This is a genomic window from Actinomycetospora cinnamomea (genome assembly GCF_003096675.1).
Taxonomy (GTDB): Bacteria; Actinomycetota; Actinomycetes; order Mycobacteriales; family Pseudonocardiaceae; genus Actinomycetospora; species Actinomycetospora cinnamomea.
Genome location: NZ_QEKW01000016.1, coordinates 1 through 24,077, shown reverse-complemented (window position 1 = coordinate 24,077; position 24,077 = coordinate 1). Strand labels below are relative to the sequence as shown.

18 protein-coding genes and 1 rRNA gene are annotated in these 24,077 nt (G+C 74.2%); 5 read left to right on the top strand and 14 right to left on the bottom strand.

What is annotated here, in order from left to right:
• Positions 1–37: 37 nt before the first annotated feature.
• Complete coding sequence (locus C8D89_RS22890) at positions 38–1,135, bottom strand: acyltransferase family protein (protein WP_207787376.1); 1,098 nt, start codon at positions 1,133–1,135, stop codon at positions 38–40.
• 5 nt (positions 1,136–1,140) lie between these two features.
• Complete coding sequence (locus C8D89_RS22885; protein WP_243418319.1) at positions 1,141–2,562, bottom strand: aldehyde dehydrogenase family protein; 1,422 nt, start codon at positions 2,560–2,562, stop codon at positions 1,141–1,143.
• Between the two features lie 184 nt (positions 2,563–2,746).
• Between C8D89_RS22885 and C8D89_RS22880 the strand changes: the two genes are divergently transcribed.
• Positions 2,747–3,733, top strand: coding sequence for a hypothetical protein (locus C8D89_RS22880; protein ID WP_116710453.1), 987 nt, complete (start codon positions 2,747–2,749; stop codon positions 3,731–3,733).
• On the opposite strand, the gene C8D89_RS22875 is transcribed toward C8D89_RS22880, so the two are convergent.
• On the bottom strand, positions 3,730–4,338 hold the full coding sequence (locus C8D89_RS22875) for a mycothiol-dependent nitroreductase Rv2466c family protein (protein ID WP_116710452.1): 609 nt from the start codon (positions 4,336–4,338) through the stop codon (positions 3,730–3,732). The genes C8D89_RS22880 and C8D89_RS22875 overlap by 4 nt on opposite strands.
• Before the next feature lie 86 nt (positions 4,339–4,424).
• Here C8D89_RS22875 and pepN point away from each other — a divergent pair, with 86 nt between their 5' ends.
• Positions 4,425–7,001, top strand: a complete 2,577-nt coding sequence (gene pepN / locus C8D89_RS22870) for an aminopeptidase N (protein WP_116710451.1) — start codon at positions 4,425–4,427, stop codon at positions 6,999–7,001.
• Between the two features lie 89 nt (positions 7,002–7,090).
• Here pepN and C8D89_RS22865 read toward each other — a convergent pair whose 3' ends face one another.
• The 4 genes from C8D89_RS22865 to C8D89_RS22850 form a co-directional block, all read right to left on the bottom strand.
• The gene (locus tag C8D89_RS22865; protein ID WP_116710450.1) at positions 7,091–7,621 is read right to left on the bottom strand and encodes a DUF5130 family protein; all 531 of its coding nucleotides are present in this window, start codon (positions 7,619–7,621) and stop codon (positions 7,091–7,093) included.
• Complete coding sequence (gene ctaJ / locus C8D89_RS22860; RefSeq protein WP_133252026.1) at positions 7,608–7,862, bottom strand: aa3-type cytochrome oxidase subunit CtaJ; 255 nt, start codon at positions 7,860–7,862, stop codon at positions 7,608–7,610. Before ctaJ ends, C8D89_RS22865 begins: the two co-directional genes overlap by 14 nt.
• 67 nt (positions 7,863–7,929) lie before the next feature.
• Complete coding sequence (locus C8D89_RS22855; RefSeq protein WP_116710448.1) at positions 7,930–9,336, bottom strand: amidase; 1,407 nt, start codon at positions 9,334–9,336, stop codon at positions 7,930–7,932.
• Between the two features lie 107 nt (positions 9,337–9,443).
• Positions 9,444–10,118: an HNH endonuclease gene (locus C8D89_RS22850; protein ID WP_207787375.1), complete on the bottom strand. Its 675-nt coding sequence runs from the start codon at positions 10,116–10,118 to the stop codon at positions 9,444–9,446.
• A gap of 232 nt (positions 10,119–10,350) precedes the next feature.
• Here C8D89_RS22850 and C8D89_RS22845 point away from each other — a divergent pair, with 232 nt between their 5' ends.
• The 3 genes from C8D89_RS22845 (at position 10,351) to C8D89_RS22835 (ending at position 12,549) form a co-directional block, all read left to right on the top strand.
• Positions 10,351–11,346, top strand: a complete 996-nt coding sequence (locus tag C8D89_RS22845) for a mechanosensitive ion channel family protein (RefSeq protein ID WP_116710533.1) — start codon at positions 10,351–10,353, stop codon at positions 11,344–11,346.
• A gap of 31 nt (positions 11,347–11,377) precedes the next feature.
• Positions 11,378–11,776, top strand: a complete 399-nt coding sequence (locus C8D89_RS22840) for a globin (RefSeq protein WP_116710446.1) — start codon at positions 11,378–11,380, stop codon at positions 11,774–11,776.
• A gap of 62 nt (positions 11,777–11,838) precedes the next feature.
• Positions 11,839–12,549 (top strand): dienelactone hydrolase family protein, encoded by a 711-nt coding sequence (locus C8D89_RS22835; RefSeq protein WP_207787374.1) that lies wholly within the window; start codon positions 11,839–11,841, stop codon positions 12,547–12,549.
• Between the two features lie 44 nt (positions 12,550–12,593).
• Here C8D89_RS22835 and C8D89_RS22830 read toward each other — a convergent pair whose 3' ends face one another.
• The 7 genes from C8D89_RS22830 to rrf all read right to left on the bottom strand — a co-directional run.
• Positions 12,594–13,178: a DUF8010 domain-containing protein gene (locus C8D89_RS22830; RefSeq protein WP_116710444.1), complete on the bottom strand. Its 585-nt coding sequence runs from the start codon at positions 13,176–13,178 to the stop codon at positions 12,594–12,596.
• Entirely contained in the window at positions 13,175–13,657 is a 483-nt protein-coding gene (locus C8D89_RS22825) for an acyl-CoA thioesterase (protein WP_116710443.1), read from the bottom strand. The genes C8D89_RS22830 and C8D89_RS22825 overlap by 4 nt, the downstream gene beginning before the upstream one ends.
• A gap of 22 nt (positions 13,658–13,679) precedes the next feature.
• A complete protein-coding gene (locus tag C8D89_RS22820; protein ID WP_116710442.1) occupies positions 13,680–18,629 on the bottom strand; it encodes an NAD-glutamate dehydrogenase in 4,950 nt (1,649 codons plus the stop codon).
• A 135-nt stretch (positions 18,630–18,764) separates the two neighbouring features.
• The gene (locus C8D89_RS30850) at positions 18,765–21,332 is read right to left on the bottom strand and encodes a hypothetical protein (RefSeq protein ID WP_165825889.1); all 2,568 of its coding nucleotides are present in this window, start codon (positions 21,330–21,332) and stop codon (positions 18,765–18,767) included.
• Between the two features lie 12 nt (positions 21,333–21,344).
• Positions 21,345–23,021 (bottom strand): energy-dependent translational throttle protein EttA, encoded by a 1,677-nt coding sequence (ettA, locus tag C8D89_RS22810; RefSeq protein ID WP_116710441.1) that lies wholly within the window; start codon positions 23,019–23,021, stop codon positions 21,345–21,347.
• A 50-nt stretch (positions 23,022–23,071) separates the two neighbouring features.
• Entirely contained in the window at positions 23,072–23,692 is a 621-nt protein-coding gene (locus C8D89_RS22805) for a single-stranded DNA-binding protein (protein WP_116710440.1), read from the bottom strand.
• Positions 23,693–24,001: 309 nt separating this feature from the next.
• Positions 24,002–24,077, bottom strand: a 5S ribosomal RNA gene (gene rrf, locus C8D89_RS31200); the annotation flags it as partial.

Here is a 24,077-nt window from a genome sequence, read left to right as displayed (position 1 = left end):
AGGGCACGGACGAGCACTCACACCTGGCGGCGGGTCGTCACCGCACCTCGGCCCGGCGGAACACCACGACGAACCCGGCCAGCACCACCGCCGGCGCCACCAGCCAGAACGGTCGTGCCAGCACCCACCCGAGGTCAGGCACGCCCCCGGGCGCGAGCCCGAGGCGCTCGACGGCGAGGAACACGAGGGCCCACGCCGTCATGTGCCACACGAACAGCGTCATCGCCACCGCGTTGACCGCCACGACGCCGCGCCACGGCCGACGTCGCCGCAGCACCCGGTCCAGAGCCGGCGCCACGAGCGCGATCAGCCCGAGCTGGAGGACCGCGAGCGCGGCGACGGCCGGGGTCGTCGGCCAGAGGTTGGAGCCCTCGGCCCCGGCCACCATCGACCGCGGGTAGCCGAGCACCCCCGTGAGCACCGCGAGCCCGGCGACACCGGCCACGGCGACGGCCAGCGCCCTGCGCCTCGGGAGTCGCCCGTGGTCGCGCCACAGGTAGCCGAGTTGGTGGACGACCAGCCACACCACGGCGGACGAGATCGCCGCTGCGGCCGCGACGTCGACGGCCCGCCGCACCACCTCGCCCGCCACGACCGCGAGCCCGAGCAGCACCAGGGTCCGGGCCGGGGCGCGGCGGTGCCACCGCGCCGTCACCGGCACCACGGCTGTGACCAGCACATACACCCCGAGGAACCACAACGGCGTCAGCACCCCGGGGAACCACGCCACCAGCGGCGTCGCCGCCCCGAGGAGGAACGCCACGGCCTCGACCGCCGCCCACAGCCCGACCCACACCGCCAGCGGCGCGAGCAGCCGCCGCGCCCGCCGCCGCAGGAACGGCCCGGCGCGGTGGCCCGCGGCGTCCCACCCCGCGAGGTTCGCGAACCCGCCGACGACGAAGAAGGCCGGCATCACCTGCAGCACCCACGTCGCCGCCCAGCCGAGCGGGACGACGTCGACCGGGTTCGGCATCACCACCACGCCGTCCGGACCGCGGTGCGTCAGCGACCCGACCCAGTGCCACAGGACCACCACGACGATCGCGGCCGCGCGGACCGCGTCGACCACCCGGTCGCGCCCGGCCGGCGTCGCGTCCGCGAGGGCCGCGACGCCGCCGGTGGGCGACCCGGTCACCGGTCCTACAGCTGGATCGACTTGACCTCGAGGAACTCCTCGAGCCCGTAGCGGCCCAGCTCGCGGCCGGTGCCCGACTGCTTGTAGCCGCCGAACGGGGCGAGGGGGTTGAACGCGCCGCCGTTGACGTCGACCTGACCGGTGCGCATGCGCTTGGCCACCTCGACCCCGCGCTCCTGCGAGCCCGCGAACACCGCGCCGGCCAGCCCGTACACGGTGGCGTTGGCGATCTCGACGGCCTCGTCCTCGTCGGCGTAGGGCATCACCGACAGCACCGGACCGAAGATCTCCTCCTGGGCGATGGTCATGTCGGGGCGCACGCCGGAGAAGATCGTGGGCCGGACGTACGCGCCGCCCTCGAGCCCCTCCGGGCGGCCGGGCCCGCCGACCGCGAGCTCGGCGCCCTCCTGGACGCCCGTGGTGATGTAGTGCTCGACGCGCTCGCGCTGGCGCTCCGACGACATGGGTCCGATGCGGGTGGACTCCTCGGTCGGGTCGCCGACGGTGTACTTGCCCGACTGCTCGACGGCCATCTCGACGACCTGGTCGTGCAGGGCCTCGGGGACGAGCAGGCGGGTCCAGGCGGTGCACGTCTGGCCGCCGTTGATGAAGCAGTTGCCCAGGCCGAGCTTGACGGCCTGGGTGAGGTCGGCGTCGTCGAGCACGATGTTGGCCGACTTGCCGCCGAGCTCGAGGGCCACCCGCTTGACCGTCGCCGCGGCGACCTCCTGCACGCGACGCCCGGCAGGCACCGAGCCGGTGAACGAGACCATGTCGACGCCGTGGTGCGCGGCGAGCGCCTCGCCGGCCTCGGGCCCGGTGCCGTGCACGACGTTGAACACCCCGGCGGGCAGCCCGGCCTCGGCGGTGATCTCGGCGAGGATGCTCGCGGTCAGCGGCGCGACCTCGCTGGGCTTGAGCACGATCGTGCAGCCCGCCACGAGGGCGGGCGCGACCTTGGCGACCACCTGGTGCAGGGGGTAGTTCCACGGGGTCACCGCGCCGACGACACCGATCGGCTCGCGGACGACCAGCGAGTTGCCGATCTCCTCGGTCCACGGGAACGACTCGGCCAGCCCGGCGACGCCCTTGGAGGTCGCCATCGGCATGCCGACCTGGACCGAGTTGGCGAACTTCGTCGGCGAACCCATCTCCGCGGTGATCGACGAGGCGATCTCGGCGCTGCGGGACTTGATGCCCTCGCGGATGGCGAGGACCATCGCGACCCGATCGGCCAGCGGCGTCGCCGCCCAGCCCTTGAACGCGTGTCGCGCGGCCACCACGGCGGTGTCGATCTCCGAGGCGCCCCCGGCCGGGACCTCCGCGATCGTCTCCTCCGTCGCCGGGTTCACCACCGCGATGGAGCCTGAGCCCTCCTGCCAGGCCCCGTCGATCCAGTGCCGCGAGAGGGTCTCGACGCTCGTCACCTTTGACCTCCGGTCTCGTGCGTGCTTGCCCGTGTCGGGGCACGGAGAAGCACTCACACCCGCGCCCAGCCCCAGCCTGCCGCACCGAGTCCCCGACCGCTGTTCCGTCCCCATCGGCCGAATGCGTCCACAGGGCCGGGCCGACTGTTACCGCTGGTCAGCACGGGTGATGGACGGTCGGGACATGAGAGACGAACTGGCCCTGCGCCGCACCGCGCGGACGCAGGACGACCTGCTGACACGCGCCCAGATCCTGGCGGCCGGCTACACCGACGAGTGGATCGAGGCGCAGCTGACGGCGCGACGCATGCTGCGCCTGCATCGCAAGGTCTATCTGACGACCACGGGCGCGCCGACCGAACGCCAACGACAGCGCGCCGCGCTGCTGTGCACCGGCCCGAGCGCCGCCCTGAGCCACGCCACCGCAGCCGCCCGCCACGGCTTGAGCGTTCCCGGTGACGGTCGTGTGCACGTCGTCGTCCCCTACGGCAGCTCGGCCCACGACCGGGACGACGTCGCCCTGCACCGCTCCCGCGCCTTCGCTCATCTGGTCGTCGACCGGTCCGATCTCCCGACCGTCTCGCGTCCCGACACCTGCCTCGACCTCGCCGTGGCGGCGTCGGACCCGCGGACGGCCATGCGGACGATGCTCCACGCCGCGCTCGGCATGAAGGTCTCGGCGCGGCAGCTGCTGACGGTGATGGAACTGCGCCGACCCCGGCGCTACCGAAAGCCGCTGAAGGACGCGGCGCGGTTGCTGGCCGAGGGGGTCTCCTCGGCGCTGGAGTCGCGTTACACCGTGGACGTCGAGGACGCGCACGGGCTGCCCCGGGCTCGCCGCCAGGCGGCCGTGCGGGTCGGCGGGAGCACGCGGTACGAGGACTGCGAGTACGAGACGCCGGAGGGCCCCGTCACGGTCCGGCTCGACGGATGGCGCTGGCACTCCGACCGGGCCTCCGCGTTCGTCGATCGCGCCCGCGACAACGCGGCCGAGCTGGAGGGCCGTGCCCGGCTGACGTTCGGATGGGAGGAGGTCACCGGCACGCCCTGCCGGACGGCGGCGATGGTCACCGCCATCCTGCGACGACGCGGCCTCCTGCTGCGGACGACCACGGCGACCTGTGAGTGCTTGTCCGTGCCCCAGGACGGACAAGCACTCACGAGACGTTAGTCAAATCGCAGCTCGGTGTCCCGGGTGCGCTTGAGCTCGTAGAAGTACTCGTAGCCCGCGAGAAGCTTCGCGCCGTCGAAGATCTGGCCGGCCTGTTCGCCCTGGGGGATGCGGGTCATCACGGGGCCGAAGTAGGCCGAGCCCTCGACGTGGATGACCGGGGTGCCGACGTCCATGCCGACCGGGTCCATGCCCGCGTGGTGGGACTTCTTCAGCTCGTCGTCGTACTCGTCGGAGTGCGCGGCCTGGGCCAGCGACGCGTCCAGTCCGACCTCGTCGAGCGCCTTCGCGATGACGTCGTCGAAGTCCTTGTTGTCGTTGTTGTGGATCTCGGTGCCCATCGCCGTGTACAGCGGGGCGAGGACGTCATCGCCCTTCTGCTGCGCCGCGGCGATGCAGACGCGGACGGGACCCCACGCCTTCGTCATCATCTCGGCGTACTCCTCGGGCAGGTCCCGGCCCTCGTTGAGCACCGCGAGACTCATGACGTGCCAGTGCGTCTCCACGTCGCGGACCTTCTCGACCTCGAGCATCCAGCGCGACGTGATCCACGCGAACGGGCACAGCGGGTCGAACCAGAAGTCGACGCGGGTCTTCTCAGCCATGACGGTCGGGTTCCCCTTCCTGACGGTCTCACCGGGGCAACCCCGGGCGAGCCCGGTGATGTTCCCGACGGCCGTAGGGTGTCGGCGTGGCTGCCCCGAACCTGACCCGCGACGACGCCATCACGCGCGCCGAGCTGCTCGACGTCGCCTCCTACGCCGTCGACCTCGACCTCACCGACGGCGCCGGCGGGCCCGGCGAGTCCACGTTCCGCACGGTGTCGACCGTCCGCTTCCGCTGCGCCCAGCCCGGTGCGTCGAGCTGGATCGACATCGTCGCCGCCGGGGTCCGTTCCGCCACGCTGAACGGCCAGGCCCTCGACGTCGCCGACTACGACGAGGAGAAGGGCATCGCGCTGCCCGACCTCGCCGCCGAGAACGAGCTGGTGGTCGACGCCGACGGGCGCTACATGAACACCGGCGAGGGGCTGCACCGCTTCGTCGACCAGGTCGACGGTGGCGTCTACCTCTACAGCCAGTTCGAGACCGCCGACGCCAAGCGCATGTTCGCCTGCTTCGACCAGCCCGACCTCAAGGCGACGATCACGATGACCGTGACCGCGCCGCCGAGCTGGGAGGTCGTCTCCAACGGCGAGACCGAGGGCGTCGCCGACATCGACGGGGGGCACGGCGCGAAGCGGCACACGTTCGCCACCACGCCCCCGATCTCGACCTACCTCGTCGCGCTGATCGCCGGCCCGTACGCCAAGTGGACCGACACCTACACCGACGAGCACGGCGCGATCCCGCTCGGCATCTTCTGCCGCAGCAGCCTCGCCGAGCACATGGACGCCGACCGGCTGTTCACCGAGACCAAGCAGGGCTTCGGCTTCTACCACCGCAACTTCGGCGTGCCCTACCCGTTCGGCAAGTACGACCAGCTCTTCGTGCCCGAGTTCAACGCCGGCGCCATGGAGAACGTCGGGGCCGTGACGTTCCTCGAGGACTACGTCTTCCGCAGCCGCGTCACCCGCTACCTCTACGAGCGCCGCGCGGAGACCGTGCTGCACGAGATGGCGCACATGTGGTTCGGCGACCTGGTGACCATGCGCTGGTGGGACGACCTGTGGCTCAACGAGTCGTTCGCCACCTGGGCCAGCGTCGTCAGCCAGGCGGAGGCCACCGAGTACCGCAACGCCTGGACGACGTTCGCCAACGTCGAGAAGTCGTGGGCGTACCGCCAGGACCAGCTGCCCTCGACCCACCCGGTCGCCGCCGACATCCCCGACCTGCAGGCCGTCGAGGTCAACTTCGACGGCATCACCTACGCCAAGGGCGCGTCGGTGCTCAAGCAGCTCGTCAGCTACGTCGGCCAGGAGGAGTTCCTCGCCGGCCTGCGGCTGTACTTCTCGCGGCACGCCTACGGCAACGCGACCTTCGACGACCTGCTCGGCGCGCTCACCGAGGCCTCCGGCCGCGACCTGTCGGGCTGGAGCGCGCAGTGGCTGCGCACGACCGGGCTCAACTCCCTCTCGCCGTCGTTCTCGGTGGGCGAGAACGGGCGGTACACCGCCTTCGAGGTCGTCCAGGGTGGCGCGCGCCCGGGTGCGGGCGAGCTGCGGACCCACCGCCTCGCGGTCGGGGTCTACGGCCCCGAGAACGCAGACGGCAGCGGCCGGCTCGTGCGGAAGCACCGGGTGGAGCTGGACGTCGACGGCGACCGCACCGAGGTGCCCGACCTCGTCGGCGTCGAGGCCGGCGACCTCGTGCTGGTCAACGACGACGACCTGACCTACTGCACGATGCGGCTCGACGAGCGCTCGCTCACCACGCTGATCGACCGCGTCGGCGACATCGGCGAGCCCCTGCCCCGCACGCTGTGCTGGTCGGCGGCCTGGGAGATGACCCGGGAGGCCGAGCTGCGGGCGCGCGACTTCGTCGCCCTGGTCACCGGCGGGATCGCCGCCGAGACCGAGGTCGGCGTGGTGCAGCGCCTCCTGTTGCAGGCGCAGACGGCGCTCGCGTCGTACGCCGAGCCGAGCTGGGCCGTGGCCGAGGGCTGGCCCGCCTTCGTGGCCCGGCTGCTCGAGCTCGCCCACGCCGACCCCGGCTCGGACCACCAGCTGGCCGTCGTCAACGCGCTCGCCGGGTCGGTGCTGACCGCGGAGGCGCTGGACACTCTCGCCGGGTGGCGCGACGGTTCGATGCCACTGGAGGGGCTGACCGTCGACACCGACCTGCGGTGGCGGCTGCTGCACGCCCTCGTCGCGCACGGTGCCGCCGGCGAACCGGAGATCGCCGACGAGTACGCCCGCGACAACACCGCCACCGGCCGCCGGATGGCCGAGCGGGCGCGCGCGCTCGTCCCGACCCCGGAGGCGAAGGCCGAGGCGTGGCGGCGCGCGGTGGAGGACGACACGCTGCCCAACGCGATCAACGCGGCGATCATCATGGGCTTCTCGCACCCGGCGCAGCAGGCCCTGCTCGCCGACTACGTGCCGCGCTACTTCGAGGTCGTCGACGAGGTGTGGGAGCGCCGCTCGTCGGAGCAGGCGCAGCCGATGGTGCAGGGCCTCTTCCCGTCCTGGGCGGTCGAGCAGGCGACGGTCGACGCGGCCGACGCCTGGCTCGCGGGCGACCACCCGCCGGCCCTGCGCCGGCTGGTCACCGAGGGCCGCGCCGGCGTCGTCCGCGCCCTCGCCGCCCGCGAGTTCGACCGCGGCTGAGGCCGTCCCGAACGCAACGAACGCGCTGTTCGCTGCTTCTATCGCAGCGAACAGCGCGTTCGTGCCGTTCCGGGGGTGCTCGGAACTGTCTAGTGGTGGATGTGGCCGGCCTGGTCGGCGAGCATCGTCAGGCCCTCGACCATGCCGCCGACGAGGTCGGACTCCTTGAACGAGGCCACCATGCTCATCACCGCGAGCTTGGCCGCGCGGTCGTCGATGCGCCGGCTGGACTCGGCGCCGGTGACGACCTCGACGACCCGCTCGCCCGGCGAGACGGCCACGACGACCGACTCGGCCGCGCGGTCACCGAGCGAGGCGTGCAGCTCCTCGGCACGCTCCCGCGAGCGGGTGCCGAGCGCACCGACGTACAGCGTGAACAGCAGCCCGGTCTCGCGGCAGGCGAGCGTGAGGGCCTCGTCCAGACGCGAGAGCTGGGACGGCGAGAACGGCGTGCGCGAGTCCTCCGACAGCACGTCCATCGCCTCGGAGATGCGCCCCGACGCGGTGGCGACGCGCGCCTGTCCGTAGATGGGGTCCTCGAGGACGCCCGGACCCTGGTTCAGCCGGGTGGTCTGCCCGGGCTCGTCCTGCCCGGATGCGACGACCTCACCACGTGCCACGAGCGCCTCCTCGGGCGGTGTGCTCGGCGGCCGGGCTCGATGGCACGGCCTCGACGGTCGGCCCGGGGACGCCCGAGCCTCGGGGGTTGCCCATCCACCACAGCGGCTCGTGGTCCCACTCGTCACCGGAGCGGTAGCGCGCACCGCGCTGCGACGGGCGGATCATGGTCGTCGCGGCGATCAGGAGCAGACCTCCGACCGGCGCCACGACGAAGAGCAGGATCGTGGTCAGGGGGCTCACGCGCAGCACCGTAGTGGATGCCGTCGACGACGTCCCGTCGTAGGAGCCTCACCGCGCCGTGGGCGCCTCACACCACCGGCGGGCGCCGCCCCACCCACGGCCGGGCCGCTTCGAGCTCGGCGCCGAGCCCCAGCAGGACCGCCTCCTCCCCCCGGCGTCCGCGCAGCGCGACCCCGATCGGCAAGCCGTCCGACCAGCTCGTCGGCAGCGAGATCGCGGGCTCGCCGGTGAGGTTCGCGATCGCGGTCCACGGGGTGAACGCGATCTGGCGCGCGAAGTCGTCGGCGGGGTCGCCGCCCGCGGTGAACCACCCGATCGGGCGCGGCGGCAGGGCGACGGTCGGGGTCAGGACGGCGTCGTACGCGGCGCGCTCGGCGACGAGGGTCCGCGTCGCGGTCTGCACCGTGTGCAGCGCGGCCATCGCCGCCGCCCCGGCGACCTCGCGGCCGCGGGCGCGCAGGTGCCGGGTCAGCGGCTGCAGGCGGGGCTCGTCGGCCGGGTCCACCGGGTCACCGAGCGAGAGCACCGCCCACAGGGTGAGGAACGCGTCGACGACGTCGTCGGGCAGCCGGTGCGCGACGGGTTCGACGTGGTGGCCGAGGTCCGCGAGCATCGCGGCGGTGTCCTCGGCGGCCCCACGGCACGCGGGGTGGACCTCGGCGCCGTCGATCGGCGGGTCGACCGCCAGCGCGATCCGGCGGGGTCCCGAGGCGTGGCCGAGCCCGGCGAGATAGCCGCCCGGCGGCGGGGGCGCGGGCACGAACGGCTCTCCCGGCGCGGGCACCCCGATCGCGTCGAGGAACGCCGCCGCGTCGGCGACGGTGCGCGCCAGCGGGCCGTGCACCGAGAGCCCGGCCGGGTCGCCGCCCGCCGGCCCGGCGGGCACCCGCCCGCGGGTCGTCTTCAGCCCGACCAGCCCGCACACCGAGGCCGGGATGCGGATCGAGCCACCACCGTCGGTGCCGTGGGCCACGGGCAGGATGCCCGCGGCGACGGCCGCCGCCGCACCGCCGGACGATCCGCCCGCCGAGCGGGTGCGGTCCCACGGGGTGACCGCAGGCGGCGCGCCGGCGGGCTCGGTGTAGCAGGGCAGCCCGAACTCGGGCACCGCGGTCTTGCCGATGCTGATCGTCCCGGCCGCGCGCAGGAGGCCGACCACGTCGTCGTCGTGGACGGGGACGTGCCCCGCGTTCAGCACCGAGCCCCGGGCCGTCGGGACACCGGCGGTGGCGGTGAGGTCCTTGATCGCCGTCGGTACCCCGGCGAGCGGGCCGCCGTCGGCGACCCCGGCCCGGTCGAGGGCGCGCGCCGCGTCCCGCGCCCGCTCGGGCGTGAGCACGGTGAAGGCGCCGAGCCCGGGGCCCAGCCGGTCGGCGCGTTCGAGCGCCGCGTCGACCACCTCCAGCGCCGAGACGTCACCGCGCCGGATCGCCGCCCCGGTCTCGAGGGCGCTCAGCTCGTGGAGATCGCTCACGGATGCTGCATGGTGCCCGATGGCGGGGGTCGGCGGAGTGTCAGCCGTGGGCCATCGCTGACACCCAGTGTCCGCAACGCCACACGCTCGATCGCGACGCGAGGTTCTCAGGCCGCCGTCTCGCCGAGGTAGGGCAGCCACAGCGGGTCGGCGTCGACGAGCCCGGCGAGCAGCCGCCAGTGCCGCCCGCGGGGCGCGGTGGGCATGGTGCGCAGCGGCCAGCCGAGCTCGGCGAGCAGCTTGTCGGCCTTCTTGTGATTGCACCGCGCGCAGCAGGCCACGCAGTTCTCCCACGTGTGCGTGCCCCCGCGGCTGCGCGGCACCACGTGGTCGATGGTCTCCGCACGCCCGCCGCAGTAGGCGCAGCGGAACCGGTCACGGTGCATGAGTGCCGCGCGGGTGAGCGGCACGCGCGCGCGGTAGGGCACGCGGACGTAGGTGCGGAGCCGGATGACGGAGGGGACGTCGACGGCACCGGTGGCCGAATGCAGCACGAGCCCGGCGGCGTCGCCGTGCACGATCTCGGCCTTGCCACACACGAGCAGCACGATCGCCCGGCGCAGCGGCAGCGCGGTGAGGGGCTCGAAGGTGGCGTTGAGGAGCAGCACCCGGCGGCGGCCCCACGGGGGCGACGACGGCGACGGGGCGGGAGCGGACGGGGGAGCGAGCGGAGGAGCGACGGAGAGATCGGGGACGGGAGGGTCGGACGCGCCGTGTGGCGCGGTGGTGGGCGGGACCTCGCTGACCAGCGGAGTCACGCTGCCGGGTTGTCGTTCGTGCACACGACCACCTCCCGCCGAGTTGCGCCTAGTCGACCACACAACCCGCCCGTTCGCACGCGTGTTGGTGGCGTGCGCCACGCGGGTCGACCGGCGTGTCGGCGAGGAGGACGCGGCCGGGACGGGCGGTCGGCTCACTCGACCGCGTGCTCTACCGTCGGTCGACGTGAACGTGCCGTTGCCGACCCCGACACCGGGCAGCTCCCCGGCCGCCCCGGCATCGACCACCGCGTCACTGCCGTTGCCGCCGGGTGCGCCCACCTGCGCCGCCGACCAGGGCTCCATCTGCGCGCGCGTCTTCGAGCTGACGCAGGCCGACTGGCTCTCCCGCTCCGCCGACCAGCTGCTCGCGCACGCCGTGATCGTGCTCCTGATCGTCGTGGTCGCCGTGGCGCTGCGCTTCGCCGTGCACCGGGCCATCCACCGCCTCACGAACGGGGCGGGCGAGGGCCGCGTGCCCGCGCTGCTGCGCCCGCTGCGCGACCGCGCGGTGCGGACGTTGCGCGATGCCGCGCCGGTGATGGTCGAGCGGCGCACGCAGCGCGCCCAGGCGATCGGCTCGGTGCTCCGCTCGTTCAGCACGATCGTCATCTACGGCGTCGCGTTCATGCTGATCCTGGGCGAGTTCGGGGTCGACCTCGCCCCGATCATCGCGTCCGCCGGCATCCTCGGGGTCGCGATCGGGTTCGGCTCCCAGAACCTCGTCCGCGACTTCCTCTCCGGCATCTTCATGATGCTCGAGGACCAGTACGGGGTCGGCGACTTCGTGGACCTGGGCGAGGCCAGCGGCACCGTCGAGGCCGTGGGACTACGGGTGACGACGCTGCGCGACATCGCGGGCACCGTCTGGTACGTGCGCAACGGCGAGATCCTGCGCGTCGGCAACTCCAGCCAGGGCTACTCGGTCGCGGTCGTGGACATCCCCGTCGGCCACACCGCCGACGTCGACGAGGCGCTCGAGATCGCCGAGCGCGCCGCCAACGCCGAGTGCGCCGAGCCCAAGATCGCGAGCAAGGTGATCGCGCCGCCCGAGATGCTCGGCGTGCAGTCGGTGACCGCCGAGGGCGTCCTCATGCGCCTGACCGTGCGCACCCGCCCCGGCGAGCAGTGGGCGGTGCAGCGGGCCGTGGCGGCCGAGATCAAGTCGGCGCTCGACGTCGCCGGCGTCCCCGCGCCGTTCCCGTTCGGCGGCCGTCCCGGCGTCGCGGGCCCCGGGACCCCGGCCGTCTGACGCATCGGCGCGGATCTGGGAATCTGGTGGTGTGAGCGCACCGCAGGCAGGACGGCCCGAGACGTTCTACGACGCCGTGGGCGGGCACGAGACGTTCGCCGCGATCGTGCACCGCTTCTACCAGCAGGTCGCCGAGGACCCGGTCCTGCGTCCCCTGTACCCGGAGGAGGACCTGGGCCCGGCCGAGCAGCGACTGCTCATGTTCCTCGAGCAGTACTGGGGCGGCCCGCAGACCTACTCCCACCAGCGCGGCCACCCGCGCCTGCGCATGCGCCACGGCCCGTTCCCCATCGGACCGCTCGAGCGCGACGCGTGGCTGCGCTGCATGCGCGTCGCCGTGGACGAGGCCGACCTCCCCGAGGAGCGGCGCCGGCAGATGTGGGACTACTTCGAGATGGCCGCCACGAGCATGATGAACAAGAGCTGGTGAGCGCGGGCCGGTGAGCGCGGGCCGCTGAGCGTAGCTGCCTGATCGCTGGTGGGATGGCGCGCATGGCTGTGTCGAACCCCTCTGACAATCCGCTGCAGAACGTCACCTTCCCCAGCAACGGACGCACCGCCCACGGGTACCTGGCGCTGCCGGAGTCGGGCGCGGGTCCGGGGGTCGTGGTCATCCAGGAGTGGTGGGGCCTGACGAGCCACATCGCCGACGTCACCAACCGGCTCGCTGCCGAGGGCTTCGTCGCGCTCGCCCCCGACCTCTACGGCGGCGCCACGACGCACGACTCCGAGGAGGCCGGGCGGCTCATGCAGGAGCTGCCGGTCGACCAGGCGGCCACCGACCTCGGAGGCGCCGTCGACTTCCTGCTCGGGCACGAGGCGGTGGTCGGACGCAAGGTCGGGGCGGTCGGCTTCTGCATGGGCGGCGGCTTCGTGCTCGTCCTCGCCGCGCAGCAGGGCGACAAGATCGGGGCCGCGGTGCCGTTCTACGGCGTGCTGGGCGAGGACTACCCGAGCTTCGCGAACCTCTCCGCCCCGATGCTCGGGCACTTCGGCGAGCAGGACCCGATGGCCCCGCCGGTTGCCGTGAAGGCCCTCGCCGACCGCATCGAGACCGAGGCCGGCCGCCGTCCCGACTTCCGCCTCTACCCCGCCGGCCACGCCTTCTTCAACGACCAGCACGAGAGGGGCACCTACGACCCCGAGCAGGCGCGGATCGCCTGGAACGAGACGCTGAACTTCCTGCGGTCGAACCTGCGCTGACCCCCGACGTGAGCGAACGTCACGGCTACAGCCGTGACGTCCGCTCACGTGAGCAGCGCCAGCCGAGGCCGGCGGCGGCGCACGATCGCCGCGTGGACGGATGCCGGGCCGGCCTCGAGGCGCAGCCACGACCCGTCGTCGGCGAGTGCCACGGGCAGCGCGCCGGCCTGCTCCGGCCACCCCATCCCCGCGACGGCCACCAGGCAACGGGCCGGCACCCGGACCCCGCCGGCCTCCCAGGCCGTCTCGTCGAGCGCCGCCGGACCCGTGCGCCCGACCACGGCGTCGACCTCGCCCGCCGGGATCGCCCCCACCGCGCGCCACGGGCCCTCGCCCGGCAGGTCGCCGCGCCAGCGGTCGTCGACCGCGGTGCCGGGGTCGACCTCCGGGGCGTCCACCACGCCGAGCGCGGCGAGCAGGTCCGAGCCGGGCACCGTGACGTCGGCGGGCATCACCGACCCCGGCGCCGCCGCGGTGACGAGCACGTCGAACGGCGTGCCCGCCCACAGCACCACCCGTCCGCCGCGGTCACGCAGCCGGACCACCGCCGCGGCGTCGAGACGCACCACGCGACCGACGACGTCGGCGAGCGCGGCCCGGTCCGCCGCGCCGGGGACCGCCAGCGTCACGCGGGGTCCACGGTCGAGCCCGGCCCCTCGGCGGGTCCTGCTGATGCGTCGTCGGCGGTGTACTCCGCCAGGAACGCCCGCTCCTCGGCGGTGAGGCGGCGGGGCCGGGCGGTGGCCAGGTCGTAGGGCACCAGCTGCGTGCCGGCGGTCGCGGCGGGTCTGCGCTCGTCCCAGCCGCCGTCGCCGTCGGGAAGCAGCAACCGGTAGGCGACGCGGAACGACGCGGCCCGGACGTCCTCGGCCGTCATCACGACCCGGACCCCCGCGGGCGTCCACGGGATCGGGCGGCGGAAGGCGACGTCGAGGGTCGCGACGAGCAGGCCGGCCTCGAACGCGGCGACGCCCGCCCGGGTGGCCGCGTCGAACAGCAGGCCGGTGCGGGCGTCCTCGAGCAGCGTCACCACGCGGGCATGGTTGACGTGCCCGTAGGCGTCCTGGTCCGACCAGCGGACGGTGACGTCGGTGACGTAGGGGGCCACGCGGCTGCTCTCTCCCGGTTCGTCAGCGGACCATGCTGCGCAGCTGGCGCGCGGCGACCGACACCGTCGCCAGGTCGTCGCGACGCTCCTGCGCGATCTCGGCCAGCGCCGTGCGCGCCCGGATCAGCCGCGACGCGTTCGCTTGCTCCCAGTGCTCGATCTTCTCGTCCACCGACTCCTCCGGTCCGGTGTCGGCCAGGACGTCGAGGGTGATCGCGCGCAGGGACGCGTACAGCTCGTCGCGCAGCGAGAGCCGCGCCAGCGCGTACCAGCGGTCGGTGCGGTCCAGCCCCGCCACGGCGGTGAGCAGCGCGTCGAGCCCGAGGTGCTCGGAGAGCGCGTAGTACAGCTCGGCGACCGCGAGCACCTCGTCGTCGGTGACCTCGCCGTCGTGGACGTGCACGCCGCCCTGCTCGCGCTCGGCGATCTCGGCGATCTCGACGACGTCGAGCAGCCCGAACCCGTACAGCCCGCCGATCGCGCGCCGCGCCAGGTCGACCGGCGCGCCCGCGATCACGAAGTCCTGCGTGCGACGGAAGAGCCCGTCGGCCTCGCCGCCGCGCAGCAGGTCGGGCACCTGCGGGGCGAGCTTGGCGAGCCACGGCCCGAAGCGGGCGATCTCCGCGCCCACCGCCAGCGGCTGCGGGCGCTTGGTGAGGAACCAGCGCGCCGCGCGGTCGAGCTGGCGCCGCGCCGCCAGCGTGATGCGGTCGGAGACGTAGGTCGGCAGCACCTGGTCGGCGGCCGCGAGATCGTCGGCCAGCTCGTCGAGGCCGAACACCGCGGTCGCGACGTGGTAGGCGCGCACGGCGTCGGCCGGCGACGCCGCGACCTCCTGCACGAGCCGGTGGACGAAGGTCAGCCCGCCCCCGTCGACCACCCTGTTCGCCAGCATCGTGGTGACGATCTGCCGTCGCAGCGGGTGCGCGGCCACGGCGTCGGGGTAGCTCTCGGCGAGCACCGGCGGGAAGTACGCCGGCAGCCGGCGCGCGAACACCTCGAGGTCGGGCAGCTCCGAGGCGGCCAGGGCGTCGGTGAGGTCGAGCTTGACGTGCGCCAGAAGGGTGCACAGCTCCGGGCTGGACAGGCCCTCGTCGTCGGCGGCCCGGGCCGCGAAGCCCTCCTCGTCGGGCAGCACGTCGAGCTCGCGGTCCAGCCGGCCCCGCGCCGCGAGGTCGGCGACCAGGTCCCGGTGCACGTGCAGCATCCCGGTCGCGTGGGCCCGCGAGACGCCCAGCACCTCGTTCTGGGAGACGTTGTCGGCGAGCACGAGCGCGGCGACGTCCTCGGTGGTCGCGGCGATCTGCTGGTCCCGCTCGGCCGGGTCGAGCTCGCCGCGCTCGACCAGCGAGTCGAGCAGGATCTTGATGTTGACCTCGTGGTCGGAGCAGTCGACGCCCGCGCTGTTGTCGACCGCGTCGGTGTTGACCTTGCCGCCGTGGCGCGCGTACTCGATGCGCCCCCGCTGGGTCAGCCCGAGGTTGCCGCCCTCGCCGACCACCCCCACGCGCAGCTCGTCGGCGTCGACGCGCACCGCGTCGTTGCCCTTGTCGCCGACATCGGCGTGGGTCTCGGTGGACGCCTTGACGTAGGTGCCGATACCGCCGTTCCAGAACAGGTCTGCCGGCGCGCGCAGCACGGCGCGGATCAGCGTCGGCGGGTCGAGGTCGCCGGGCTCGACGCCGAGCACCTCCGCCGCGCGGGGCGACACCGGGATCGACTTCATCGTGCGGGGGAACACCCCGCCACCGGCGCTGATCAGCGACTCGTCGTAGTCGGCCCATGACGAGCGTGCCAGCCCGAAGAGCCGGCGCCGCTCGGCGTACGACGTCGCCGGGTCGGGATCGGGGTCGAGGAAGACGTGGCGGTGGTCGAACGCGGCGATGATCTTCAGGTGCTCCGAGAGGAGCATGCCGTTGCCGAAGACGTCGCCGGACATGTCGCCGACCCCGACGACGGTGATCTCGTCGGTGGCCACGTCGCGCCCGAGCTCGCGGAAGTGGCGTCGCACGCTCTCCCACGCGCCGCGCGCCGTGATGGCCATGGCCTTGTGGTCGTAGCCCACCGAGCCGCCCGAGGCGAACGCGTCACCCAACCAGAACCCGTAGTCGGCGGCGACGGCGTTGGCGAGGTCGGAGAACGTCGCGGTGCCCTTGTCGGCCGCCACCACCAGGTAGGGGTCGTCGCCGTCGTAGCGCACCACGTCGGACGGGGTGCGGATCGCCGAGTTCGCCGCGTGACCGGCCCGGTCGTCGACGAGGTCGAGCATGCCGGAGATGAACATGCGGTAGCAGGCGACGCCCTCGGCCCGGGTCGCCTCCCGGTCGTGCGCCGCGTCGCCCGTGGGAGCGGGCGGACGCTTCACGACGAAACCGCCCTTGGCCCCCACCGGCACGATCACCGCGTTCTTCACGGCCTGCGCCTTGACCAGCCCCAGGATCTCGGTGCGGTAGTCCTGCAGGCGGTCCGACCACCGCAGCCCCCCGCGCGCGATGGGCCCGAAGCGCAGGTGCACGCCCTCGACCCGGTTGGAGTGCACGAAGGTCTCGATGGCCGGCACCGGCTCGGGCACCCCCGGCACCTGCGCCGGGTCGAGCTTGAGCGACAGGAACGCGCGCGGCGCCCCGGCCGCGTCGCGGCGGAAGTGGTTGGTGCGCAGCGTCGCGCGCACGACGCCGAGCAGCGCCCGCAGGATGCGGTCGGCGTCGAGGTTGGTGACCTCGGCGATCGCCGCCGTCACCCGCTCGTCGATCTCCGCGACGAGGTGCGCGCGGTCGTCCTCGCCGAGCGCGGGATCGAAGCGGGCCTCGAACAGCTCGACCAGGCCCACCGCGACGTCACGGTGGGCGCCGACGACGTCGGTGATGTAGCTCTGGCCGTAGGCGCTGCCGACCTGGCGCAGGTAGCGGGAGAACGCGCGCAGCACCGCCGCCTGGCGCCACGACAGGCCCGCGCGCAGGACCAGCGCGTTGAACCCGTCGGCGCCGACGTGCCCGCTCCACACCGCGTCGAACGCCTCGGCGAACCGCTCGGTGAGGTCGTGCTCGGTGCCCGGCCGCACGGTCTCGGTATCGCCGAGGCGCAGGCCGAAGTCGTTGATCCAGCACGTGACGCCGTCGCTGCGTGTGACCTCGTAGGGCCGCTCGTCGACCACCACGACACCGAGCGACTGCAACGCCGGCAGCACCGACGACAGCGTCGCCCGACGCCCGGCGAGGTAGAGCTTGAGCCGCCGGTCCCCCGCGTCCGGGTTGCTCGGGTGGTAGAGCCGCACGGCGGTGTCGCGACCCTCGCCCTCGCTCCCGGCCGGGGTCAGGCCGTCGAGGACCCGCAGGTCGGCCAGGCCGCGCTCGGGCGGGAAGTCCTCCTTGTAGGCCTCGCCGAACGGCTCGCCGATCGCGGCGAGGACCGCGCGCTCCTCCCCCGTCGCGCGCTCGCGCAGGCGGTCCGACCAGGTGCGCGCCGCCTCGGCCAGGTCACGGGTCAGCGCGTCCAGGTCGGGCGTCACCGGCTCCTCGCGCCCCGTGTGCACCGTGACGTGCAGCAGCGCGAGCTGGTCCTCGGTCACGCGCGCGGTGTGCTCGAGGTCGGTGCCGCGCAGATCGCGCATCAGGACGTCCTGCATGCGCGTGCGGGTCGCGGTGGTGTACCGGTCGCGCGGCAGGTAGATCATGCAGGAGAAGTAACGGCCGAACGGGTCGCGGCGCAGGAACAGCCGGACCCGCCGTCGCTCGGCGAGGTCGAGCACGCCCGTGGCGGTCGCCTCGAGCGACGCGCGGTCGGTGCACAGCAGCTCCGCGCGGGGGTAGGTCTGGAGCACCTCGAGCAGGCGCTGCCCCGACCACGAGTCGACGGGCAGGCCGGCCTCGGCCACCACCTCCTGCACCCGCCGCGACACCACCGGGATGCCGAGCACGTCGGCGTGCCGGGCGGCGACGGTGAGGATGCCGAGGAACCGGTGCTCGCCGACGAGCCGCCCGTCGGCGTCGTGGATGCTCACGCCGACGTAGAGCGGGTGCTCGGGGCGGTGCACCGTCGAGCGCGCGCTGGCGCGCGTGAGCACGAGCAGCCGGCGCGGTCCCTCGTCGCCGGCCACGCCGGCCGGGGTGACGCTGTCGGGGCTCGCGGTCAGCGTGCGGGCGACGAGGCTGTCGCGGCGCAGCACGCCCAGCCCGGTGGCCAGCACGCCGCGCAGCGCCGGGCCCTCCGGGGTGTCGACGACCTCCTGCCGCCGGTAGCCCAGCATGATCAGGTTGCCTTGGGCGAACCACCGCAGCAGCGCCACGGTGTCGGCGGTCTCCGCCGTGTCGTCGCTGCCGCCGGCGGCGGCGAGCTCGTCGGCGAGGGCCCGCGCGGTGGACACCATGCGGTCGCCGTCCTCGACGACCTCGCGCACGTCGACGAGGACGCCCGACAGGCGCGCGTGCAGGTCGGCGGCGAGGTCCCGGGCCGGATCGGAGCCGGGCAGGTCGCCGAGCTCGATGTTCATCCACGACTCGGCGACGGTGCCCGGCGGGGGCGCCGCGGGGTCGGCGAGCGGCAGGATGTCGAGCAGCTCGCCACGGACGTCGCGGCGCACCACGATCACCGGGTGCACCACGCGGTGCACGCTCGCGCCCGTCCGGTCGAGCTCGGCGAGCACCGAGTCGATGAGGAACGGCATGTCGTCGGTGACGACGAGCACCGAGATGCGGCCCGCCGCGCCCGGGGTGTCGAGGACCGCGGTGACCGGCTTCCCCGGCACCCGCAGCCGCGCCAGGCTGCGGTGCGCCCGCACCGTGGCCAGGGCATCGGCGGGGTCGGCGACGAGCTCGGTGTCTGGCACCCGGGCGAAGTAGGTGACCGCGAGCTCGCCCAGCGTCGAGTCGGGCGGGTCCTGCGTGGCCGCGACGGCCCGCAGGGCCCCCCGCTCGGCCGGCCAGCCGTCCGCCGTCTCCGGCGTCGCGACGTCCCTGCTCGTGGTCGTGGTCATCGGGCGCCACCGCCGGTCGTGGGTCGGGGCCGTCGGGTCGAGGGGTCGTCCGGACGCGGCCGCGCGTTCACGCGGGCCACCCTAACGACGCCGTCCGCGGGCACCATCGTGCTTGAGGAAGGCTTGACGTGTCCCTCATCTCCGTGCCCGCCGGTCGTCGGCGGCCGCATGCCCGGACCCCGACCGGTGGTAGACGTCCATCGCGTCGGCGAGCAGGTCGGCCAGGCGTGGACCCGCCTCGTCGGAGCGCCGGAGCGGCGGGACTCCGGAGCGGTCGCCGCCCGCGGGCCGGTCGCGGGGTGCCGTCCCGTTGGTGGTCGGACGGGCGGCCGAGCCGATGGCCTCACCGTGCGGGCTCCCGGGCCCGCCGAGCGGGACGGCGGGATTCTGGTACTCGGCCAGCAGGTCGACCAGCGTCAGCGCCAGCTCCCGGGCGTACTCGTCGTCCGTCCCGCCCGGGCCACGATCCCGGGCCGGCGGGACGACACCCGTCGCGGGGTCGGGCTCGTCCCCCGGAGGCCGCCGGTCGCCGGCGCCCCGTGTGTCCTCGCGGCGCGCGTCGTGACCGTTCACGAGCCCGTTGCTCCCGCCGGGCGGCGACGAGGAGTCGTCTCCGACCGGGAGGCGGTCCTCCCCGCGCCGCGGCAGCAGCGACTCGGGCACCTCCCAGCGTGCTCGCGCGCGGGCGAGCCGCCGGCTGCGGGACGCCGCGCCGAGGTCGATCGCCGGCGGTGCCGGGACCGCCCCCCGGCCCCCCGGGTCGTCGCCCAGGTCGCGCTCGTGGGCGACGGCATCATCCGTCGGGTCCTCACGGTCCGACACGGGCCCCGAGGTGCTGTCCGGAGCCTGCGGTGCGGCGCTGCCCGGGCGCGGGGCGTCGGTGGCGGACGGTGGGGAGAGCGGATCGAGGCCTTCGCCCGCGCGGGCCGCGAGGGCGGCGGCGAGCAGCTCGTCCGGCTCGGCGTCGTCCCGGTAGCGCGCGCGCCGCCGGCGCCGGCCCGCCTCGCGCGCCGGCACGGGCTCCTCCCCGACCGCGCGCGACGACGTCGCGGACTCCCGCGCGAGCTCCTGTCCGATGCTGGCCGCCATGGCCGTGTCCCCGTCCGAGGCGCGCTCGAGCTCCTCCCACAGCGACAGCCCGGCCCGCGCCTCGGCCGACGGCGGGGCTGCACCGGGCGCACCGCTGTCGGGGATCGCGGGCCCGCCGGCGTCCGCCCGCTCCGCGGTGGCCCCGACCGACGCGCCGGGTGTCGACTCCGGCCCCCGAGCCTCCGACGGCTCAGGCTCGGCGTGCGTCGAGGTCCCGAGCCCCGATCCCGGGGCGCCGGGCGCCGGCTCGTGGAGTGCGAGCTCGTCGGGCACGGGCGCGGCGAGCAGGGCTTCCCCGAGCGCCGCCTGCCCGGCGCCGACCCCGGCGGCCCCCGACACCTGGCTGCCCGACACCCCACGCACCGCGTCCCCGACCACCGCGTCCCCGACCACCGCGTGCCCGACCACCGCCTGCCCGACCACCGCCTGCCCGACCACCGCCTGCCCGACCACCGCGTGCCCGACCACCGCGTGCCCGGTGGGTGGCTCCCCGAGCGCGGCGGGGGTGACACCAGCCCACCGCCGCGCCGACTCCTCGGTCACCTCGTCACGCGGCGGCACGGCACCGGGAAGGCGGTCCTCCTCCCGCGCCAGGGCGGCGGCGAGCGCCACGCGCGCCCGCGTCACCTCCTCGCGCGCCGATGTCGCGAGCTCGTGGGCGCGTCGGAGCTGCCGGAGCACGTCGGCGGCGTCGCCACGACGCTCGGCGACCGCGGCCAGCACCTCGAACGCCTCGGCCAGCTCGGCGGGCTGATCGCGGCGGGCGAGGTCGTCCTCCGCCTCGCGAGCCAGTCGTTCTGCGGTGTCGAGGTCACCCGCGGGCAGGTGGACCACGCGGGCGAGGGCGCAGCGCACGCGGCCGAGGGCGGCCGCGGTGGTCGGACCGGGCGGGGTCGCCAGCAGCGGATCCCCGACCTCCCGGGCCTCCCCCACCCGCCCCAGTTCGCCCAGCACCTCCACCGCGTCGGCACCGAGCAGCGCGGCCTGCCGGCCGCCGTCGCCCGCCGTCGGGACCGGGCCCACCCCCAGCAGCACCGCGGCGGCAGCCGAGACGTCGCCGGCCAGCCGGCGAGCGCGTGCTCGGGAGCGCTCGACCGCGACGCGACGGGCACCGTCGGCCGCCTCCCCGTCCCCGGGGAGCTCTCCCATTCGCCGGGCCGCTGCGTCCACCCCCGGCACGTCCCCGCGACCGGCCCGGGCTGCCGCCCACGCCACGAGGGCGTCCGCCCGCACCGCCACCGGCAGCGACCGGCCTCCGGCGAGCGGCTCCAGCAGCGTCTCGGCAGCATCCGCGTCGCCGTGGTGCGCGGCGGCGAGCGCGATCTCGCACCTCAGGGCCGCCGCGTCGGCGGTACGACCGGCGCGCTCGGCCTCAAGGAGGTGCGGCAACGCCCGCACGACCACCTCAGCCGGCCGGTCGAGCCGGCCCAGGGCCAGCACCGCGGAGCGCTCGGCGGCGGACCGGGCACGGGGGTCGTCGCCGGCCGCCCGGGCGACGTGCTCGGCCAGCGCGACGCTCAGCTGCGGGTCCGACCACCGCAGGCCCTCGGCGACCTGCAGGATCGCGCTCGCGGTGAGGCCGTGGGCGGCGGCCTGCCGTGCCGGCACCTCCACCTCGCCGGGTCCTCAGTCCCGGGTCAGCTTGCGGTAGGTCACGCGGTGCGGGCGGGCGGCCTCCGGCCCGAGACGCTCGATCTTGTTCTGCTCGTAGTCGGCGAAGTTGCCCTCGAACCAGAACCACGACGCGGGGTGATCGTCGGTGCCCTCCCACGCCAGGATGTGCGTGCACACGCGGTCGAGGAACCAGCGGTCGTGCGAGACGACCACGGCGCACCCCGGGAAGTTCTCGAGCGCGTTCTCCAGCGACGACAGCGTCTCGACGTCCAGGTCGTTGGTCGGCTCGTCGAGCAGCAGCAGGTTGCCGCCCTGCTGCAGCGTGAGCGCGAGGTTCAGCCGGTTGCGCTCGCCGCCGGAGAGGACGTTGACCGGCTTCTGCTGGTCGGGGCCCTTGAAGCCGAACGCCGAGAGGTACGCCCGCGAGGGCATCTCGACCTGCCCGACCTGGATGTGGTCGAGCCCGCCCGACACGACCTTCCACACGGTGTCGGTGCCCGAGAGCCCCTCCCGCGTCTGGTCGACGTAGGACAGCTTCACCGTCTCGCCGACCCGCACCTCGCCCGAGTCCGGCTTCTCCAGCCCGACGATCGTCTTGAAGAGTGTCGTCTTGCCCACGCCGTTCGGGCCGATGACGCCGACGATCCCGTTGGGCGGCAGCGTGAACGACAGGTCCTTGATCAGCAGGCGGTCGTCGAAGCCCTTGTCGAGGTGGCTGACCTCCACGACGACGTTGCCGAGACGCGGGCCCGGCGGGATCTGGATCTCCTCGAAGTCCAGCTTCCGGGTCTTCTCGGCCTCGGTCGCCATCTCCTCGTAGCGCTGCAGGCGGGCCCGGTTCTTCGCCTGCCGCGCCTTGGCCCCCGACCGGACCCACGCGAGCTCGTCGGCCAGGCGCTTGCGCAGCTTCGCGTCCTTGCGGCCCTGGACGGCGACCCGCTCGGCCTTCTTCTCGAGATAGGTCGAGTAGTTGCCCTCGTAGGGGTACGCCCGGCCACGGTCGAGCTCGAGAATCCACTCGGCGACGTTGTCGAGGAAGTACCGGTCGTGGGTGACGGCCAGGACGGCGCCCTCGTAGGACGCCAGGTGCTGCTCGAGCCACTGCACGCTCTCGGCGTCGAGGTGGTTGGTGGGCTCGTCGAGCAGGAGCAGGTCGGGCTTGCTCAGCAGCAGCTTGCACAACGCCACGCGCCGCCGCTCACCGCCGGAGAGGTGGGTGACCGGCGAGTCGCCGGGCGGGCAGCGCAGCGCGTCCATGGCCTGCTGGAGCTGGGAGTCGAGGTCCCAGGCGTCCGCGTTGTCGAGGTCCTCCTGGAGGCGGCCCATCTCCTCCATGAGCTCGTCGGAGTAGTCGGTGGCCATGAGCTCGGCGATCTCGTTGTACCGCGCGAGCTTGGTGGCCACGTCGCCCGCGCCCTCCTGGACGTTGCCGAGGACCGTCTTCTCCTCGTTGAGGGGCGGCTCCTGCTGGAGGATGCCGACGCTCGCGCCCGGGGCGGAGAACGCCTCCCCGTTGTTGGGCTGATCGAGTCCTGCCATGATCTTGAGAACGCTCGACTTGCCCGCCCCGTTGGGGCCGACGACACCGATCTTCGCGCCGGGCAGGAAGTTCAGCGTGACGTCGTCGAGGACCACCTTGTCCCCATGGGCCTTGCGAACCTTCTTCATGGTGTAGATGAACTCAGCCACGCCCACGATGGTAGTTGCCACGATTCGGCGTCCACCGGCCCCGGGGCGGGTCAGGCGCTCGCGCGGACGGGCTCGCCGCGGCGGGGTTCGCCCGCGTCGGTGCGGGTGGTCGCGGCGCCCGTCGGCTCCTCGAGCGGGGCGTCGGCGTCGGGGCCGGTCGGGACGAGCGGCCGGGCCGCGCGGGCGAGCTCGCCGTCCGCCTGGGGCCGCACCGGACCGGACTCGACGGGCAGGTGCGCCACATCCGCGGTGCCGTTCCCGGCGGTGTCCGCCGTCGCGGCGGTCTCGCCCGCTTCCGCGCCCGCTCCGCGGCGCCGCCGGACCTGCGCGGTGCACCGCGAGAGGTCGGGTCCGACCGCCGTCGCCGCGATCTCGGTCATGTAGCGCCGCACGCCCTCGACCTCGTACTCGCGCACCGACAGCCGGCCGGTCACCACCACCGGGTCGCCCTTCACGAGCGAGTCCCGCGCGCCCTCGGCGAGGCGACGCCAGCAGTTCACCGATGCCGTGAAGCGGTCGCCGTCGATCCACGACTCCGCGGCCTTGTCCCACCGCCGCTCGGAGCTCGCGACGCGGAACGTCACCAGCAGGTGCTCCTCGTTGCCCCCCACCCGGCGGGCGATCACGTCGCCGGCGACGTTGCCGGTCACCGTCACGATCGTCTCGTTCACGTCGTCCTCCGCTCGTCCGCCGCCGGGGCGACTCCCCGGCGGGCTCCGAGCAGCATCGGGCGGCGGGTGTGCGGAACGGGAGCCTCGAGCGTCCTCCTGGGGACGGACGCGAGGGGTGTGGACGGGCCGGCGTCACGGTGAGCGCGGGTCTTCGGCCGATCGGATCAGGGGCCTACCCATCCGGCCGTGCGGGTTCGAGCTGTCGGGACGGCGCACTCCTGCCGCCGGCTGAAAACACAACACAGGAGAGCGGGTGTCCCGCTCTCCTGTGTCGTGGGTCCTGCATGAATGTGTGGGGGTGGTCGGGTGTTCCGGCGGTGTCCTACTCTCCCACGACCTGTCGGTCGCAGTACCATCGGCGCTGGAGGGCTTAGCTTCCGGGTTC

Bases quoted from the DNA above. Each gene is read 5' to 3' on its own strand.
- C8D89_RS22880 (WP_116710453.1), top strand. From the start codon at position 2,747: ATGAGAGACGAACTGGCCCTGCGCCGCACCGCGCGGACGCAGGACGAC.
- C8D89_RS22875 (WP_116710452.1), bottom strand. From the start codon at position 4,338: ATGGCTGAGAAGACCCGCGTCGACTTCTGGTTCGACCCGCTGTGCCCG.
- C8D89_RS22835 (WP_207787374.1), top strand. From the start codon at position 11,839: ATGGCTGTGTCGAACCCCTCTGACAATCCGCTGCAGAACGTCACCTTC.
- C8D89_RS22820 (WP_116710442.1), bottom strand. From the start codon at position 18,629: ATGACCACGACCACGAGCAGGGACGTCGCGACGCCGGAGACGGCGGAC.